The sequence below is a fragment of the Aggregatibacter sp. genome, from assembly GCF_057314075.1.
Map to the genome: position 1 here is coordinate 1 of NZ_DBHLAR010000011.1, position 17,227 is coordinate 17,227.

General features: G+C 38.5%; 16 protein-coding genes, 1 other RNA gene and 1 pseudogene. 3 read left to right on the forward strand and 15 right to left on the reverse strand.

What is annotated here, in order from left to right; genetic code table 11:
* Nucleotides 1-177: 177 nt before the first annotated feature.
* Nucleotides 178-813 (reverse strand): TfoX/Sxy family DNA transformation protein, encoded by a 636-nt coding sequence (locus tag ACO5E4_RS07430; protein ID WP_485862604.1) that lies wholly within the window; start codon nt 811-813, stop codon nt 178-180.
* Between the two features lie 243 nt (nt 814-1,056).
* Here ACO5E4_RS07430 and ssrA point away from each other — a divergent pair.
* Nucleotides 1,057-1,422, forward strand: a transfer-messenger RNA (tmRNA) gene (gene ssrA / locus ACO5E4_RS07435).
* 275 nt (nt 1,423-1,697) lie between these two features.
* Nucleotides 1,698-2,535, forward strand: a pseudogene (locus ACO5E4_RS07440) (integrase arm-type DNA-binding domain-containing protein).
* Nucleotides 2,536-2,874: 339 nt separating this feature from the next.
* On the opposite strand, the gene ACO5E4_RS07445 reads toward ACO5E4_RS07440, so the two are convergent.
* Together ACO5E4_RS07445 and ACO5E4_RS07450 are read right to left on the reverse strand one after the other, a co-directional pair.
* Nucleotides 2,875-3,084, reverse strand: coding sequence for a YnbE family lipoprotein (locus ACO5E4_RS07445; protein WP_485862605.1), 210 nt, complete (start codon nt 3,082-3,084; stop codon nt 2,875-2,877).
* The gene (locus ACO5E4_RS07450) at nt 3,081-5,807 is read right to left on the reverse strand and encodes a YdbH family protein (RefSeq protein ID WP_485862606.1); all 2,727 of its coding nucleotides are present in this window, start codon (nt 5,805-5,807) and stop codon (nt 3,081-3,083) included. Before ACO5E4_RS07450 ends, ACO5E4_RS07445 begins: the two co-directional genes overlap by 4 nt.
* A 252-nt stretch (nt 5,808-6,059) precedes the next feature.
* On the opposite strand from ACO5E4_RS07450, the gene deoC reads away from it, so the two are divergent.
* Nucleotides 6,060-6,731, forward strand: coding sequence for a deoxyribose-phosphate aldolase (deoC, locus tag ACO5E4_RS07455; RefSeq protein ID WP_485862607.1), 672 nt, complete (start codon nt 6,060-6,062; stop codon nt 6,729-6,731).
* An 86-nt stretch (nt 6,732-6,817) separates the two neighbouring features.
* Here the strand turns inward: deoC and ACO5E4_RS07460 are convergent, their stop codons facing one another.
* From ACO5E4_RS07460 to mioC, 12 genes are all read right to left on the reverse strand, one after another.
* Nucleotides 6,818-7,246 carry a F0F1 ATP synthase subunit epsilon gene (locus tag ACO5E4_RS07460; protein ID WP_290522098.1) on the reverse strand — a complete coding sequence of 143 codons (429 nt, stop codon included), beginning with the start codon at nt 7,244-7,246 and terminating at the stop codon, nt 6,818-6,820.
* Nucleotides 7,247-7,287: 41 nt separating this feature from the next.
* Entirely contained in the window at nt 7,288-8,661 is a 1,374-nt protein-coding gene (gene atpD, locus ACO5E4_RS07465; RefSeq protein WP_209363774.1) for a F0F1 ATP synthase subunit beta, read from the reverse strand.
* A gap of 16 nt (nt 8,662-8,677) precedes the next feature.
* Nucleotides 8,678-9,547, reverse strand: coding sequence for a F0F1 ATP synthase subunit gamma (gene atpG / locus ACO5E4_RS07470; RefSeq protein WP_314954298.1), 870 nt, complete (start codon nt 9,545-9,547; stop codon nt 8,678-8,680).
* A gap of 15 nt (nt 9,548-9,562) precedes the next feature.
* The gene (atpA, locus tag ACO5E4_RS07475; RefSeq protein ID WP_021616109.1) at nt 9,563-11,104 is read right to left on the reverse strand and encodes a F0F1 ATP synthase subunit alpha; all 1,542 of its coding nucleotides are present in this window, start codon (nt 11,102-11,104) and stop codon (nt 9,563-9,565) included.
* A 12-nt stretch (nt 11,105-11,116) separates the two neighbouring features.
* Nucleotides 11,117-11,665 carry a F0F1 ATP synthase subunit delta gene (atpH, locus tag ACO5E4_RS07480; protein WP_485862608.1) on the reverse strand — a complete coding sequence of 183 codons (549 nt, stop codon included), beginning with the start codon at nt 11,663-11,665 and terminating at the stop codon, nt 11,117-11,119.
* A gap of 13 nt (nt 11,666-11,678) precedes the next feature.
* The gene (gene atpF / locus ACO5E4_RS07485; protein WP_021616111.1) at nt 11,679-12,149 is read right to left on the reverse strand and encodes a F0F1 ATP synthase subunit B; all 471 of its coding nucleotides are present in this window, start codon (nt 12,147-12,149) and stop codon (nt 11,679-11,681) included.
* 49 nt (nt 12,150-12,198) lie between these two features.
* Entirely contained in the window at nt 12,199-12,453 is a 255-nt protein-coding gene (atpE, locus tag ACO5E4_RS07490) for a F0F1 ATP synthase subunit C (RefSeq protein ID WP_021616112.1), read from the reverse strand.
* Between the two features lie 56 nt (nt 12,454-12,509).
* Entirely contained in the window at nt 12,510-13,298 is a 789-nt protein-coding gene (gene atpB / locus ACO5E4_RS07495; RefSeq protein ID WP_021616113.1) for a F0F1 ATP synthase subunit A, read from the reverse strand.
* 27 nt (nt 13,299-13,325) lie between these two features.
* Nucleotides 13,326-13,700 (reverse strand): ATP synthase subunit I, encoded by a 375-nt coding sequence (locus tag ACO5E4_RS07500; RefSeq protein ID WP_485862609.1) that lies wholly within the window; start codon nt 13,698-13,700, stop codon nt 13,326-13,328.
* A gap of 105 nt (nt 13,701-13,805) precedes the next feature.
* A complete protein-coding gene (gene rsmG, locus ACO5E4_RS07505; protein WP_485862610.1) occupies nt 13,806-14,438 on the reverse strand; it encodes a 16S rRNA (guanine(527)-N(7))-methyltransferase RsmG in 633 nt (210 codons plus the stop codon).
* Nucleotides 14,438-16,327 carry a tRNA uridine-5-carboxymethylaminomethyl(34) synthesis enzyme MnmG gene (gene mnmG, locus ACO5E4_RS07510; protein ID WP_485862611.1) on the reverse strand — a complete coding sequence of 630 codons (1,890 nt, stop codon included), beginning with the start codon at nt 16,325-16,327 and terminating at the stop codon, nt 14,438-14,440. Before mnmG ends, rsmG begins: the two co-directional genes overlap by 1 nt.
* Before the next feature lie 417 nt (nt 16,328-16,744).
* Nucleotides 16,745-17,188, reverse strand: coding sequence for an FMN-binding protein MioC (gene mioC, locus ACO5E4_RS07515; protein WP_485862612.1), 444 nt, complete (start codon nt 17,186-17,188; stop codon nt 16,745-16,747).
* Between the last annotated feature and the right edge of the window lie 39 nt (nt 17,189-17,227).

Here is a 17,227-nt window from a genome sequence, read left to right on the forward strand (position 1 = left end):
GTATTATAGGCATTTATCCCAACCTTGCAACCCCTTTTTTACGTTTTTTTGAAAAAAATTTTCTAGTTGATAATAATTTAAGCATAATAAAAATTATATCTTAAATTATTCAACTAATTTGCAAGCATTAGATCAAAAATGGTGTTTTATGTATTACTCCCTTTTCCTTAGCATTCTCTAGTACCCTTTGATTTTCCTCATCCCATTAGCTTCAAGCATAAGGTTTAATTTAGTAAGGGCTGATGATTTTTCTTTTTCTGTCAACAAGTTGACGTGTTTATTCATTAAAGCAGCGCTAAATGTCCAGAGTAAATCAATACTTGCCTGAATACCTAATTTCTTTAATCTGACATAACTATGAATAGCACCCAACGATCTAAAATCACTGACGGTATGAATATTAATTTTAGCTAACAGCCTTTCATGTTTAATAGTGAAATTAGCTAATTCTTTGACACGTTCTTTTTTGGCTAAGGCATCAGAAAGTTTTTTTCTTTTGATTTGTTGAATAGAAAGATTAATAACTTGTTTGAAAAGAGTTTTGTTTTTACGAACTGAAGGGGGTAATTGATAATAATGATAAAGAGCTAATTTACTCATATTATTAGGATTGAGTGAATAGGCAACAGCCCCTAACCTCTCAAAATAAGATACCAACTCTCCCTCAGCTCGAACAAAAATTGCATCATTTTGGAATAAAGCAAACATGGTATCTTCCTGGAATATTCCATAACCGGTAAATAAATTCTTAACGCTTACCTCACCAATCAGCTCAGTAAATTCGTTACGTAGTTCTTGTCTTATATTACACATAGTTTTTCCTCACATTATTATGTGAATTGGTTATATCATACTTTTTGTTTTTTAAGAAAAACATATCATTAATAATATTCAAAAATGTGAAGTGGATCGAAAAAAATAAATTTTTTAACTAAAATATCAGCTAAAAACACATAATTTGGGCAAAAAGTTCGCTCACTATTCAGATCCCGAATACGCCTTTATTTTGCCCGCTTTCCTTTATTGCTATATTTTGCTATTCTTATACCCACTTCTGGGGCTGATTTTGGATTCGACGGGATTAGCAAAGCCTGAGGTGCACGTCGAGGTGCGGTAGGCCTCGTAAATAAACCGCAAAAAAATAGTCGCAAACGACGAACAATACGCTTTAGCAGCTTAATAAACTGCTCATAGCCTTCGCTCCCCAGCTTCCGCTCGTAAGACGGGGATAAAGCGGAGTCAAACCCAAACGAGATCGTGTGGATGCCGCCGTTTGAGGATCGAAGCATTAAATGGAATCAAACTAGCTTAATTATCGCGTGTCTGTCCGCAGGGTTAAGCGAATTTTAAAGACTGACTAAACGTGTAGTACTAACGGTAGAGGAATTTCGGACGGGGGTTCAACTCCCCCCAGCTCCACCAAATAACAATCCAAAGCAAACTTATCAAATCCTAAAAGCCCTTGAAAATAATGACTTCAAGGGCTTTTTTATATCCTGAGCGTTCCTATCCAATCCTATAAAATCCTTGAGTTTTAGTTATACTGACAGCCGTATAACAAAACCGGTATAACTAAAATCATACAAAACCTGTTAGCAAAAGGTTTTACTCATGTTTTAGCTATATCCAAATATTTAAAAGTCTGAATCGCTGTCGGAATTATTCAGGATAGTTTTCAACTCTTAGAAAGAAGCAATATGGCACGCATAATCACACCGTTAAATAGTACAAAAATAGACAAAGCCAAGCCGCAGGAAAAGGAATTTACCCTATCCTATGGCAAAGGGCTTTATCTGTTGATTAAACCCAATGGGGCTAAGTTATGGCGGTTTAACTATTACAAACCTTTCACGCAACCAAAGAAAAGGACGTTAATTGGCGTTGGCAAATACCCTGATATTTCCTTATAGCAGGCAAGAGCAATCAGAGAGGAGCATTTATCTTTACCGGCGCAGAATATCGATCCGGCAATCAATCGCCAACACCAAGAACAATAGAAACAAAATGAGCTGAATAATATCAATGAAGCGGTGGTATGGGCGTAGCTTGAGTATCGCAAAACTAAGAAGAACGTTTCAGATAATTATTAAAAAAACGTTATAATCCTGATTAATCGTTGATTATTGCTGCATTTCTGACATTTACCTATTTCTCAAGTTACCGCGCCAATGGCATTAAAAGCATTTAAACAATATCAATATAAAGAGCACTTAGAAAGCTCAAACAGACGATTCTGAAGCATAACGAGATCATAACTTATACCCTACTTATTTCTTTTAATTCCACATTAATACGCAAACGGCAAATGCCGCGATTAAGTGAATGGGTTATGCCGGTAAATTGGTGGCACACAGTTTACGCAGTATCACCAACACCTATTTAAACAATCAGGGTTTTAATAGTGATTTAATTGAAATGGCACTATCGCCCCTCAATTCAGATAGGGTAAAAACTACCTACGACACAGAAGAGAAATAAGAAAAGCGATTCGAGCTATCGCAAGCATGCACGGATTTTTTAGAACAATCCTCATAAGGCACCTTACCACAATTTCATTTGAAGATTGTGGCTGAGAGACTAATAAAACATGAAGTAAAGTGCGGTCGATTTTGACAGCGTTTTACTGTTTGATAATTTAATGCGGCTAGGTGCTGCGTAATTAACCGAGCTGAAAGATAATAACCCTTATTGCTATTTATCGCACTTCCTATGACAAGGATAAAGTTAAAAAGAGGGTATGAATAAGTCAGAATTTATCCAATTGTTTAAGAATAATGCAGAACCATTAGTTAGTATAAAAAATCTACTTATAGAACTATTAAATCACACAAAAAAAACGCTGAGTAAAACGGTACAAACCTATACTGAATTCCCCTATTTCACCAAAGACTTAACGCTATTACCTGTTGCCACTTGTGTTTTTTCATCCATTTTGATACTGATATTGTGATCTACAACTACATTCATATTGATAGTAATACCTTCTTTAGGGGTATCCAGCTGAATCGTTGGAGTACAAGCCACAAGCACAAAACAAAGCCATAAGCAAAAAAAGTGCGGTGATTTTTTCATGTGTTTTTTCATTTTTCTAACTGCCGGTAAAATCGATGTTGTAATTTTTGTTCAAATTGCGAGCCGTAGTCTATCATGTCCCACAATTCAAACATATTTTCTCTATGCGTATAATTTAAAGTTATTGGATGATGGCTTTGCTTATTAGGATTAAACCCATTGATAGTCGCACGTAATGTCATTTGCCCATTCGGCGCTAAATCAATGGAAGCCTGAGAACCTTTTAATTCCAATTCTTTAAGTAAATCCACCAAAATACTTTCAGTCAAACCACCCTTTTTTAAGCCATCCACAACACTCTCATTCACTTTAAGGTGTAATTTACCCACTTGCTCCAATTTACCATTACAAATCAAACAGGTTTTATGTCCCAACCAAAAAGGGAATGTCGCATTTGCCCGTCCGTTTAAACTCAACTGATTATACTGCGCCATTTCTAGCACTTGTGCTAAGTCAATATTTTTAAAGGAAAGCACTGCCATTTGTCGCTGAGGAAAATTCAACTTATCTACTGTTAATTCTCCATCAAACAAACCTATTTTTACTTTACTTAAAGTTAACGGATGATGCTCTGAATAAGGATAAGTGCCGAATATATCAAACGTTCCATTATGTGTTGTCAGCACCCCTATTCTCATATTTTTAACAGAAAAGTTAATCGGTTGGTTTGATTTAAGCTGTAATTTAAGGTTTTGATAATTCAAAGGAAAAGAAATATTAAGCCCCTCAATTTCACCATCCGGCATGGTGATCTTACCATGGTGTAAATTTAATATACCGGTCATGGCAATACCACCACCATTAATCACAAAATCACTTTCGCCTTTAATGCTGCCTTGGTGGATAATCCATTCCCATTGTCGCGGAAACAAGGATTGGAAAACTTTCGCAGATTGTTCCTTCCAACTAATTTTTCCACTAAGCGCATTATTTTCATATGTTGCAAACAAATCTAACGGACCAAGTGAACCCGCTTTTAAATCGCCTGCAGCATTAAAGTGATCGATGCTTTTTCCATCAATCCCTAAACCAAAAACCGGTTTTTCAAACCGTCCACCATAGGCAAATTCAATCCAATCGGTTTTTGCTTGCATCAATCCTCGAATGTGTTGTTTTTCGTAATTCCAACGTAAACGATCTTTCAGCTCTAAAGAAAGAGGTGCCATTTTGACGCCATCAATACTCACTTTTCCAGAATGCGCAAAAAGTTGGTTAAGCTCAATATGATCCCCCTCCCAAAAACCAATACCTTTCATATTTACCGGCGTTTTTAAAGATTTCCACAGCGCATCACCTTCAATTGTCCAATCCCAACGATTTGCTGCCTGCAATTCAGCTACACGAAGTTTTTGTCGCTCATCACGCAATTCAAAAATTGTTTTAATACCGGCAATAAACTCATGGGCCAACCCATCTAATTTCAAATCCAATTGTTCAAATTGTGGTGTAAATCCTTGCAACGTTGCTTGCAATCGTCCTTCTAAACCATAGCGCCCAATTAGAACATCATCTAAAGGCACGCGCACATGGATTTTTGAGTCAGGCTGTAAATTATCCATTTTAAAAATAGAGCCTGGGTAAAAACGCAATAAAGGCAAATCAAAGTTACCACCAATATGATATTTCAAGTTCGTTTGCGCCACTGTGTTGTTATAACGTAAATCACCTCGAGTCATCATCTCAAGGAAAAGAGAATTTTTATTTTCACCACCGCCAATCTCTCCATTTTTACCTGAAATGACAACTTCTCCTTTCCCTTGTTCACCAAAGGTTTGTAATATAACATTTAAATCTAAGCCTAATGGTAACCAACCCTCTTTTGGCTTACGAACAGCCAAACCTAAAAAGCCTTTTAATGGAAGATTCCCATCAAACATCCAATAAAAAGTCCCCCAAGAAATATCCAATCCGCTCTCCGTAAAAGTAAAAGGAACATCAAGCAAAGGAGCATTTCGAGTTAAGTCTTGCGCAGTTATTTTTCCCTCAACCCCATTCCAAACAAATTGAAAATGTCCTTGTTCTACCGTCCATTGCGAATTCTGCCAATCCAGAATAATGTCTCCCTGTGAAGGTGGCTGCCATAATTCATCATGAAGTTGCAATGTGAAATTTAAATGATAGTTCTCTGTGGTAGAGGGATGAAAATCTGTTTGTCCACGCCATTGAAAGACAGAATGTTGACGAATAAGAGTAGAATGATGTTGTAATAGCAATCCTGCATTCGTTCTAGTATTAGCATGAAGCTTCAGTTGTTCACCATCATAATGCGCGGTTACTGACATATCAGAAGAAATCAATTGATGTAACATTGACTGTTGTATTTCATCCAGCCCTTTAATGCGTAAATGTTCAATAACCAATTCACTATCAGGAAGAATGTCAAAAAGTGCGGTCAATTTTGACGGTGTTTTTGACTCTTCACTCACTGGCAAATGCTCAAAACAAGCATAATCCACTACCGCATTTTCCACCTCAAGACGAGGCAACCACCAATTCAAACGAACATTTTGTAACGTAGCAAGTGTGCATTCTGAGGTAGCCAACTTTAATTCAGAAAGTTGTAGTTCACTACTTTGCATGAGCCATTGATCTGAAAGCTGTAAACGGTATTCCGGCAATAAAAAACGGTTAGCCACTTGTTCTACCTGTTTAGGCGTCAACCACCATGGCAGAGAATACATCCCAACCACTAACACAAATAAAACAAACAAGGCATATCGCCACCATTTTTTCATTACAACCTCATATAACATTTTAATAGCCACGCAGGCAAAAACACTGTTCTCGACACATTCTAACGGAATATTACAATGAAAAACACGATAAAAACCCACCGCACTTTCTCGCTCTTTTTCTTTATATTCTGATAATAAAAAGTACGAAGATTATTCTCCTTGTAGCAAAACCTTAGAAACGTTAAATGGATCACGTTCATTAAATTTATTTTAGTTATAATTATTTGATTATTTTCTAAGGAGGAAATACAAATGGAAGAAAAACAAATTGCACATTATATTGATCACACCGCACTAACAGCGGAAAAGAGCGAAACAGATATTTTGAAACTTTGTGAAGAGGCTATTGCCCACCAATTCTTTTCTGTATGCATTAATTCCGGCTACATTCCTTTAGCAAAACAAAAATTAGCGCATTCCAACGTAAAAATCTGTACTGTGGTAGGATTTCCGCTAGGTGCCAATTTAACTTCAGTAAAAGCGTTTGAAACAGAACAGGCCATTGCTGCCGGCGCAAATGAAATTGATATGGTAATTAACGTTGGCTGGATTAAATCAGGCAAATGGCAAGCTGTAAAAGAAGATATTCAAGGTGTTCTTAATGCCTGTCATGGCGTACCACTAAAAGTAATTCTGGAAACCTGTTTGCTAACCAAAGAAGAAATTGTCCGTGCTTGTGAAATTTGTAAAGCATTGCAAGTGGCTTTTGTTAAAACCTCTACCGGCTTCAACAAAGGCGGAGCTACTGTAGAAGATGTTGCACTAATGAAACAAACTGTAGGCAATATCGGTGTTAAAGCCTCCGGAGGTATTCGTGATACACAAACAGCATTAGCCATGATAAATGCCGGCGCAACTCGTATTGGGGCTAGTGCAGGTATTGCTATTATAAACGGATTAAAAGATACAGACACAGGTTATTAAGATAAAATAAAAAATCTGCATTCTAAATAACGAAGTAATTCGATTCTAGAATGCAGATTTAATACAGGTTTTAAAGTGCAGTGAAATTAACGTTTAGATTTCACTAATTTCTCTGTCAGTTCATAAGCACGAAGTTTCGCCAATTCTTTAGAAAGTTTAAGCATTAACAATTCATAATCAGCATCATGGTGATGTTGATGAATGTTTTCTTCCGCACGTTTCTTAGCAGCAAGAATACGCTCGCTATCAAGCTCTTGACCACGAATTGCGACATCAGCAAGAACAGTTACAATCGTTGGTTGAACTTCTAAAAAACCACCGGAAACATAGATAACTTCTTCGTTATCATTTTCTAAAGTAAATTTAACAATACCCGGCTTGATCGCGGTTAATAAAGGGGTGTGCCCCGGTAAAACACCGAGTTCACCCTCAATACCTGTTGCTTGAACACTTTTCACATTACCGGAAAAGATTTTTTGTTCTGCACTTACGACTGTTAAATTAAATGTTGCCATGTTTTTCTCCTTCAAGTTTGATATGCATCAGCTTGAAGTGATTACATATTTTTGGCTTTTTCTAGCGCTTCGTCGATTGAACCAACCATGTAGAACGCTTGTTCTGGAACATGATCGTATTCGCCGTTTAAAATACCTTTAAAACCACGAATGGTTTCTTTTAATGGAACGTATTTACCCGGTGTGCCGTTAAATACTTCAGCAACGAAGAATGGTTGTGATAAGAAACGCTCGATCTTACGCGCACGCGCTACAACCAATTTATCTTCTTCAGATAATTCATCCATACCAAGAATCGCAATAATATCTTTCAATTCTTTATAACGTTGTAAGATACCTTGCACGCCACGAGCAACATCATAATGCTCTTGACCAACAACTAATGGGTCTAATTGACGAGATGTAGAATCTAATGGGTCAACCGCAGGATAAATACCTAAAGACGCAATTTGACGGCTCAATACAACGGTTGAGTCTAAGTGTGCAAAGGTGGTTGCCGGAGATGGGTCAGTCAAGTCATCCGCAGGCACATAAACCGCTTGTACAGACGTGATAGAACCTGTTTTAGTTGAAGTAATACGCTCTTGTAATACCCCCATTTCTTCAGCAAGGGTTGGTTGGTAACCTACTGCTGATGGCATACGACCTAAAAGTGCAGATACCTCAGTACCAGCAAGAGTATAACGATAGATATTATCCACGAAGAATAGTACATCACGACCTTCATCACGGAATTTTTCCGCCATGGTTAAACCGGTTAACGCAACACGTAAACGGTTACCCGGTGGCTCATTCATTTGACCATAAACCAAAGATACTTTATCCAATACGTTGGAATCTTTCATTTCGTGGTAGAAGTCGTTACCTTCACGGGTACGCTCACCTACACCAGCAAATACGGAGTAACCTGAGTGCTCAATCGCGATATTACGGATTAATTCCATCATATTTACGGTTTTACCTACACCCGCACCACCGAATAAACCAACTTTACCCCCTTTTGCAAACGGGCAAATTAAGTCGATCACTTTAATACCGGTTTCTAATAATTCGGTACTGTTTGATTGTTCTTCGTAGCTTGGTGCAGAACGGTGAATAGACCAACGTTCTTCTTCACCAATTGGACCTTGTTCGTCAATTGGCTCACCTAATACGTTCATAATTCGACCAAGGGTTTTCGTTCCTACCGGTACTTGAATTGGAGCATTTGTGTTTTCTACTTTCAAACCACGTTTTAAACCATCGGAGGCACCTAATGCGATACAACGTACCACACCGCCACCTAATTGTTGTTGAACTTCAAGGGTTAAACCTGTTTCAACATTTAATGCATCATAAACTTTTGGTACTGCATCTTGTGGAAATTCGACGTCAATCACCGCACCGATGATTTGTACAATTTTACCTGTCGCCATTACCGTTCCTCTTCTATTAAATCGCAGCCGCACCGGCAACGATTTCATTTAATTCATTTGTGATACTTGCTTGACGAGCTTTGTTATACACCAACCGTAGGTCATTAATTAAATTACCTGCATTATCTGTTGCTGCTTTCATCGCTACCATTCGAGCCGCTTGTTCTGAAGCTAAATTATCTACAACCGCTTGATAAACTTGAGATTCTAAATAACGAACTAAAAGGCTATCTAATAACACTTTTGGATCAGGTTCGTAAATATAATCCCATGCCTGTTGTCTTTCGCTTAAGTGATCGTCTTCTATTTCCGGTAGAGGAACTAATTGCTGTACAACCGGTTTTTGCGACATCGTATTAATGAACTTATTATATGCAATATAAATCGCATCAATTTCTCCATTACGATAGGCATCAAACATGGTATTTGCCACACCAATTAATTCTTCTAAAGAAGGGTTATCGCCCAAACCGGAAAGTTGGCTTCTTACATTAAAGCCAAGGGAACGGAAAAAACTAATTCCTTTAGAACCAATCAAGCCAAGCTCAGTCGTTGCATTTTGAGATTTCCAGTCTTTAATTTGGTTAAGTGTGGTTTTAAACAAATTCACGTTTAAGCCACCGCACATTCCACGATCGGTAGAAATCACTAAAACACCAACTTTTTTTACATCCCGTTCAACTAAGAACGGGTGTTTATAACCGATACTTGCTTTAGACACATGGCTGATAACACTACGGATAGTTTCAGAATACGGACGAGATGCCGCCATACGGTCCTGCGTTTTACGCATTTTTGAGGTTGCAACCATTTCCATTGCCTTAGTAATTTTTTGCGTACTTTGTACGCTGGCAATTTTGGTTTTTATCTCTTTTGCACCTGCCATCTTATTTCTCCGTTACTACCAAGCACTATTCGCTTTGAAACTATCCAAAATACCTTTTAATGTATCTTTGATTTCATCATTATAGTTACCGGTTTTAGTAAGCTCTTGCATAAACTCGGCATAATTACGATTTGCATAATCTAAAAGTGCGGTCTCAAAACTTGCAATTTTAGATAACTCAACATCGTCTAAATAACCAAATTCAACCGCAAATAACACCACGGCTTGCTCAGCAACAGAAAGTGGAGAAAATTGTTTTTGTTTCAACAATTCGGTTACTTTTTCACCGTGAGAAAGTTGTTTACGAGTTGCATCATCAAGATCAGAAGCAAACTGAGCAAATGCCGCTAATTCACGGTATTGCGCAAGTGCGGTACGAATACCACCCGCAAGTTTCTTAATGACCTTAGTTTGTGCTGAACCACCCACACGAGAAACCGAAATACCTGGGTTTACTGCAGGACGGATACCGGAGTTAAACAAGTTAGATTCTAAGAAAATCTGACCGTCGGTAATAGAAATCACGTTGGTTGGAACGAATGCAGAAACGTCACCCGCTTGAGTTTCAATAATCGGAAGTGCGGTTAAAGAACCTGTTTTTCCTTTTACTTCACCTTTGGTGAATTTTTCTACGTATTCTTCATTTACACGAGAAGCACGTTCAAGTAAACGTGAGTGTAAGTAGAATACATCACCAGGATAAGCTTCACGACCCGGTGGACGACGTAATAATAGGGAAATTTGACGATAAGCTACCGCTTGTTTAGAAAGATCATCGTAAACGATTAATGCATCTTCACCACGATCACGGAAATATTCACCCATTGCACAACCGGCATAAGGTGCTAAATATTGTAATGCTGCAGATTCAGACGCAGACGCCGCAACCACAATAGTATTAGCTAATGCACCATGTTCTTCTAATTTACGTACTACGTTAGCAATTGTTGACGCTTTTTGACCAATTGCCACATAGATACATTTAATGCCTGAATTACGTTGGTTAATGATGGCATCAATCGCTAATGCTGTTTTACCGGTTTGACGGTCACCGATAATCAATTCACGTTGACCACGACCGATTGGTACCATGGAGTCAACCGCTTTATAACCGGTTTGTACAGGTTGATCAACGGACTTACGTTCAATTACACCCGGCGCGATAACTTCAACCGGAGAAAAACCGTCATTTTCAATTTCACCTTTACCATCAATTGGTTGGCCAAGGGTGTTTACGACACGACCTAATAAACCACGACCAACCGGCACTTCAAGAATACGGCCGGTACATTGCACTTCCATTCCTTCGGCAAGATCGGCATAAGGCCCCATAACTACCGCACCAACCGAATCGCGTTCAAGGTTAAGTGCCATGGCATAACGGTTTCCCGGTAAGGCGATCATTTCGCCTTGCATCACATCGCTTAAACCATGGATACGAATAATCCCATCACTAACAGAAACAATCGTTCCTGTATTGCGGGCTTCGCTCACCACATCAAATTGAGCAATGCGTTTTTTAATCAATTCACTAATTTCAGTTGAATTTAGTTGCATTTTCTAATCCTCTTATAATTGCAACTCATTTGCTAAACGGGCAAGCTGTCCGCGACTACTGCCGTCTATGACAAAATCCTCTGTACGAATGATAACACCGGCAATGAGCGAGCTATCAACGTTGCAATTTAACTTAACTTTTTGGGCTAATCTTTTTTCCATTGCGGCTGCAATTCTTTCTTGTTGCATGACGCTTAATGGTTGAGCCGATATGACGTTCACTTCCGCAATAGCTTTATATTCCTCAACATAATGTTGGAATTCTTTAAAAACTTGCGGAAGAACAGTTAAACGCTTATTTTCAGCCATTAACCGAACTAAGTTTTGCCCATATTGATCTAATTGTTCACCACAAATTGAGATCACCGTATCTGCTAATTTTTGTGCGGAAAAAGAACTTGTTAAGTAACTTTGCATTGCTTCATTTTTCACTAACTCAGCAAGAAAACCTAACATTTCATTCCATTTTTCGACCGCACTTTTGTCAGATGTACTTTGTTCAACGGCAAAATCAAACGCTGCTTTAGCATAAGGGCGAGCTATGGTAGTTAATTCTGACATAAGCTCAACCTTCTTATAGTTCTGCAACTAATTTATCAATAATGTCATTGTTGGCTGCTTCATCCACAGTACGTCCAACAATTTTTTCAGCACCTGCAATGGCCAAAGACGCAACTTTTACACGTAATTCTTCTTGAACACGTTTACGTTCAGCTTCAACCTCAGCATAGCCTTGTTCAATGATTTTCGCTTTAAGTTCTTCGGCTTCTGCCTTCACTTCGTCTAAAACTTCATTGCGACGTTTATTGGCTAAATCTAAAATTTCTTGCGCTTGAATTTTCGCTTCAGAAATTTCCTTTTCAACAAGCATTTTAGTATCTGCTTGTTCTTTTTTCGCCGCTTCAGCAGAAGCTAAAGCATTCGCAATTTGGCTTTGACGTTTTTCAATTGCACTAATAATTGGTGGCCAAACAAATTTCATGCAGAACCACACGAAAATTGCAAACGCAATTAGTTGACCAATCAATGTTGCATTTAGATTCACAACGTCCTCCTTAATCTGCTTGTTTTACGTTGATAAGCAAATAAGGTGATTATTGTAATAAACCGATGAATGGGTTTGCGAAAATGAAAAGTAAAGAAATACCAACAGCAATCATCGCAATCGCATCCAATAAACCTGCAACGATAAACATTCTTGTTTGCAAGCTAGAAGCAAGCTCAGGTTGGCGAGCGGAAGATTCTAAGAATTTACCGCCTAAAATCGCAAAGCCGATAGCTGTACCTAATGCTGCGAATGCAAGAAGGATTGATGCACCGATAATTGTAGCTGTAATTACAGTTTCCATAATGTTCTCCAATAGAAGTTAAGTTTAGCCCTAGAGCCGGTTAATAAAAAATAAAATTAATGATCTGCTTTGTTATAAGCGATACTTAAGTAAACCACCGTCAACATCATAAAGATGAATGCTTGTAGCGTAATGACCAAAATATGGAAAATCGCCCAAACAAGGTGTAATGGAATCCCCAATGCCGCAATTGCCATATTGGCAGAATACATCACAGCAATGAGAATAAAGATTAATTCCCCTGCATACATATTACCGAATAAACGGAATGCGAGAGAAATTGGTTTAGCCAGTAAAGTAACAGTTTCAAGAATAAAGTTAACTGGAATAAACGCCCAGTGATTAAATGGGTGTAAGGTATATTCCTTAACCAATCCACCAAAACCTTTAGATTTTACTGTATAGAAAAGAATTAAGAAAAAGACACAGATTGACATGCCGAGCGTTGCACTAATATCTGCTGTTGGCACAGCTCTCAAATAGTGAATACCGAACAAACCTGCGAATTGTGGAAGAAAATCGACTGGGATTAAGTCGATGGCATTCATAATGAATACCCAACAAAAAATAGTTAATGCTAACGGTGCAACAACATTGCGTGGGCCATGAAAGTTTTCTTTTACGATACCATTGACCCATTCCACTAAAATTTCGACCAAACATTGCATTTTGCTTGGTACGCCCGGTGTCGCTTTTTTCGCAACACGTGAAAAAACGAAAAGGAAAATAATGGCTGATACGATAGAGAAAAACAGCGTATCGACATGAATATGCCAAAAACCCTCACCGGTCTTTAAAAAAGACAAATGGTGGCCGATATACTCAGAGGTTGTTTGTCCGGACATAGTTGACCCTTTATATAAAACTTAAAATTAAGACCTGTTCAGCAAAAATGGAACGACATTGTTCAACACTAATGCCACAAAAAAACCTGCAAAAAACAAAATGAATTCACTTACATGAAATACTTTAAAGGCAGCAATAATACATAGTATGGTTAATGCAAACTTTACCGTTTCCCCACGATAAAGTGCGGTCAATTTTGTTGATAAATGCTGTTTACGATAAAAAATAAGGTACACAAAAGCACAATAAGGCAGAAAAGCACTGAAAAATCCAAGACAGAAATCAACCGCACTTTTCCACTGCCAAAGTGAGATTAACGCACCGATAATGAGTAAAATCCCCATTTCAATCCATATTGATTTTTGGTAACAATATTTTGCTTGCGTTAAAATCCTAGACATCAAATTACTTTTTAGTATGCAAAAACTGGCTAATTATACATTTAGCACTGAGAGATTCAACTTAAAAAAGGGGAAAACTGTTAAATAAATCACACTTTTAGAAATTTAATGCAGAATGACTAAATGTCGTTCACCTACAAGCTCAGGAACATGGAGCTTAACCACCTCTTTAACCATAAATTTCCCCTCCAAGGCTTGAACTTCCTCATCGTGATAGAGGCCTTTTAAGGCATAAAAATGCCCCTCTTTTTTCGGTAAATGATGGCACCAGTCTGTCATTTCTTTTAACGAGGCAAAAGCACGACTTAATACCCCGTCAAATTGATGATCGGATTGATATTCTTCCGCACGACTCAACACCGCTTCAACATTGGTAAGCTCTAACTCACGTACCGCATTGCGAATAAAGCTGATCCGTTTACCCAAGCTATCTAATAAAACAAAGTGTTTTTGCGGATTAATGATAGCTAAAGGCAAGCCGGGCAAGCCAGGACCGGTGCCAACATCAATAAAACGATCACCTTGTAAATAAGGGCTTACCACAAGACTGTCTAAAATATGTTTAACCACCATTTCCTGTGGATCACGCACAGACGTTAGGTTATAAGCCTTATTCCATTTATTCAGCAGCAAAACCAGCTTCACTAACTGTTGTTGCTGTTGTTCTGTCACAGAAAGTGCGGTCTGTTTTAACAATGTTTTTAGCTTATCCGTTAATTGAAGTTCTAAATTAGTCATTATTCACCACGTTTTAGCATGCCTTGCTTTTTCAAATTCACCAGAATGATAGAAATTGCTGCCGGCGTAATACCGGAAATACGGCTCGCTTGTCCGATAGAGACCGGGCGATGTTGTTCCAATTTTGCCCGCACTTCGTTAGATAAACCGGAAACTTTGCTGTAATCAAAGTGGGCCGGGATAGCTGTATTTTCGTGGCGTTTTTGTTTTTCGATTTCTTCTTGTTGATGCTCGATATAGCCTTGATATTTAATGGCGATTTCTACTTGTTCTACCGCTTCTTTATCTTCCATTGCCGGTTGATATGGCGTTAAGGAAGTCAAAATATCGTAAGTCATTTCCGGGCGACGTAATAAATCTTCACCGCTGGCTTCACGCACTAATGGGCTATTTAATACTTTATTGGCTTCTTCTAGGTATTCAGAACGTGGATGCAACCAAATACTGCGTAAGCGTTGACGTTCTTGCTCGATATTTTCCATTTTTTGGTTAAAACGAGCCCAGCGTGCATCATCAATTAATCCTAATTCATGGGCAATTGGCGTTAAACGAATATCGGCATTATCTTCACGCAATAACAAACGGTATTCCGCACGAGAGGTAAACACGCGATAGGGTTCTTTTGTTCCTAATGTACAAAGGTCATCCACCAATACACCGGTGTAAGCCTGATCACGGCGCGGAAACCAGGCTTCTTTCTCTTGTACGTAAAGACCTGCATTAATCCCAGCCAATAAGCCTTGTGCTGCTGCTTCTTCATAACCGGTCGTACCATTAATTTGACCGGCAAAGAATAAACCTGAAATAGATTTCGTTTCTAAGGTGGGTTTTAAGTCACGTGGATCAAAATAATCATATTCAATAGCATAACCCGGTTTCACAATACGGGCATTTTCCAACCCTTTCATGGAATTGACGATACCCATTTGCACGTCAAAAGGTAAACTGGTTGAAATCCCATTCGGATATACTTCATTGCTGGTTAAGCCTTCCGGTTCTAAATAAATTTGATGCGAATTACGATCCGCAAAACGCATTACTTTATCTTCGATCGATGGGCAATAACGCGGCCCGATCCCTTCAATGACACCGGTATACATTGGGCTACGATCCAAATTATTACGGATCACATCATGGGTTTGTTCATTGGTGTGGGTGATATAGCAAGGAATTTGTTGCGGGTGATCAGAAACGGATCCCATAAAAGAAAATACCGGTAACACCACATCACCATGCTGCTTAGCTAAGACTTCAAAATTAATTGTACGCGCATCAATACGCGGTGGTGTTCCAGTTTTTAAGCGATCCACACGTAAACCAAGATCTCTTAAACGATGAGAGAGGGTTACAGAAGCTGGATCACCCGCTCTTCCGCCTTCATAATTTTCTAAACCAATATGGATCTTACCGGCTAAGAAGGTGCCGGCGGTTAAGATCACAGATTTTGCATGAAACGTCAGCCCCATTTTCGTTGTAACACCGGTTACACGATCTTTTTCGATCAAAATATTCGTGGCTTCTTGTTGGAAAATATCTAAATTCGGTTGATTTTCAAGGGCAATTCTGACGGCTTGACGATATAACACACGATCCGCTTGCGCACGCGTTGCACGTACGGCCGGGCCTTTACTGCTGTTTAATGTACGAAATTGAATACCGGCTTTATCGGCGGCATGTGCCATTAATCCGCCCATGGCATCCACTTCTCTTACTAAATGCCCTTTGCCAATTCCCCCAATCGCCGGGTTACAAGACATTTGTCCGAGAGTATCGACATTATGAGTAAGTAATAGGGTTTTTAATCCCATACGTGCAGGTGCCAATGCGGCTTCTGTTCCTGCATGACCGCCACCGATCACGATGACATCATAGGTTTCAGTGTAAAACATGATTATGAATGATCTCTATTTTAAATGAGGTACGGATCTGTTGATCCTTGAAAAAATTGGTCGCTATTTTACTGAAAATCTTAGGTGGTTAAAAGATGCGTTTCAGTGAAAGAAAAAAGAGGGATCGGGAGAAGGATCTTCGCTAATAAGAAATAAGATCTTTATATAGAGATCTTTTATTATTACTATTATAAGGATCATCAAAACCATTGAATAAGATCTTTTTTACGTTGTAAATGAAACACATAGATCATTTCCAAATGTGTTAAGATCTTCCCGATCGATACCGTTAATTCTTGTGTATAACTTCCTTATTTATCCACAGGTTGATTAGCATAAGAATTTATTCATCACATAAAAACAGATTTTTAACAATAATCAACGAAGTTATCCACATGCTGTTTGCTTTTTTATTGATTAAATATTATGCGTAAAATTAGGTAACCAGTCTTCTGCGCACTGTTCTTGATCAGATTCTGTTGAGACATCAATGCGTAAAGCATCGGTTATTTTGACCGCACTTTTTGCCAACAAACTTTGTTCTACTTTGTCCACGGCAAAGCAAAAGGTATCGTAATCAGAATTTCCTAAACCGATCACCGCAAATCTTAAGTGAGAAAGGTCGTTATCACTTGCATCCAGAGCTTCAAATAACGGTTTTAGGTTATCCGGTAATTCGCCTGCGCCATGGGTGGAAGTCACCACTAGCCATAATTTTTCATTGATTACGTCATTTAATGCCGGGCCGTGGTGCAATTCAGTACTAAAACCTTGTTGTTGTAATCGGCTTTCTATGTGTTCGGCAACATATTCGGCACCGCCTAAAGTGCTGCCGGTGATTAAGCAAATGTGAGGTTGCATTTTATTCTCCAAAAAAGAAGGCTTAGATTAACTAAGCCT

Coding starts and splice junctions, on each gene's coding strand:
- ACO5E4_RS07445 (WP_485862605.1), bottom strand. CDS start 3,084: ATGAAAAAACACATGAAAAAATCACCGCACTTTTTTTGCTTATGGCTT.
- ACO5E4_RS07500 (WP_485862609.1), bottom strand. CDS start 13,700: ATGTCTAGGATTTTAACGCAAGCAAAATATTGTTACCAAAAATCAATA.
- atpA (WP_021616109.1), bottom strand. CDS start 11,104: ATGCAACTAAATTCAACTGAAATTAGTGAATTGATTAAAAAACGCATT.
- atpD (WP_209363774.1), bottom strand. CDS start 8,661: ATGGCGACAGGTAAAATTGTACAAATCATCGGTGCGGTGATTGACGTC.
- mioC (WP_485862612.1), bottom strand. CDS start 17,188: ATGCAACCTCACATTTGCTTAATCACCGGCAGCACTTTAGGCGGTGCC.
- deoC (WP_485862607.1), top strand. CDS start 6,060: ATGGAAGAAAAACAAATTGCACATTATATTGATCACACCGCACTAACA.
- ACO5E4_RS07450 (WP_485862606.1), bottom strand. CDS start 5,807: ATGAAAAAATGGTGGCGATATGCCTTGTTTGTTTTATTTGTGTTAGTG.
- atpE (WP_021616112.1), bottom strand. CDS start 12,453: ATGGAAACTGTAATTACAGCTACAATTATCGGTGCATCAATCCTTCTT.
- ACO5E4_RS07430 (WP_485862604.1), bottom strand. CDS start 813: ATGTGTAATATAAGACAAGAACTACGTAACGAATTTACTGAGCTGATT.
- atpH (WP_485862608.1), bottom strand. CDS start 11,665: ATGTCAGAATTAACTACCATAGCTCGCCCTTATGCTAAAGCAGCGTTT.
- atpB (WP_021616113.1), bottom strand. CDS start 13,298: ATGTCCGGACAAACAACCTCTGAGTATATCGGCCACCATTTGTCTTTT.
- rsmG (WP_485862610.1), bottom strand. CDS start 14,438: ATGACTAATTTAGAACTTCAATTAACGGATAAGCTAAAAACATTGTTA.
- atpG (WP_314954298.1), bottom strand. CDS start 9,547: ATGGCAGGTGCAAAAGAGATAAAAACCAAAATTGCCAGCGTACAAAGT.
- ACO5E4_RS07460 (WP_290522098.1), bottom strand. CDS start 7,246: ATGGCAACATTTAATTTAACAGTCGTAAGTGCAGAACAAAAAATCTTT.
- mnmG (WP_485862611.1), bottom strand. CDS start 16,327: ATGTTTTACACTGAAACCTATGATGTCATCGTGATCGGTGGCGGTCAT.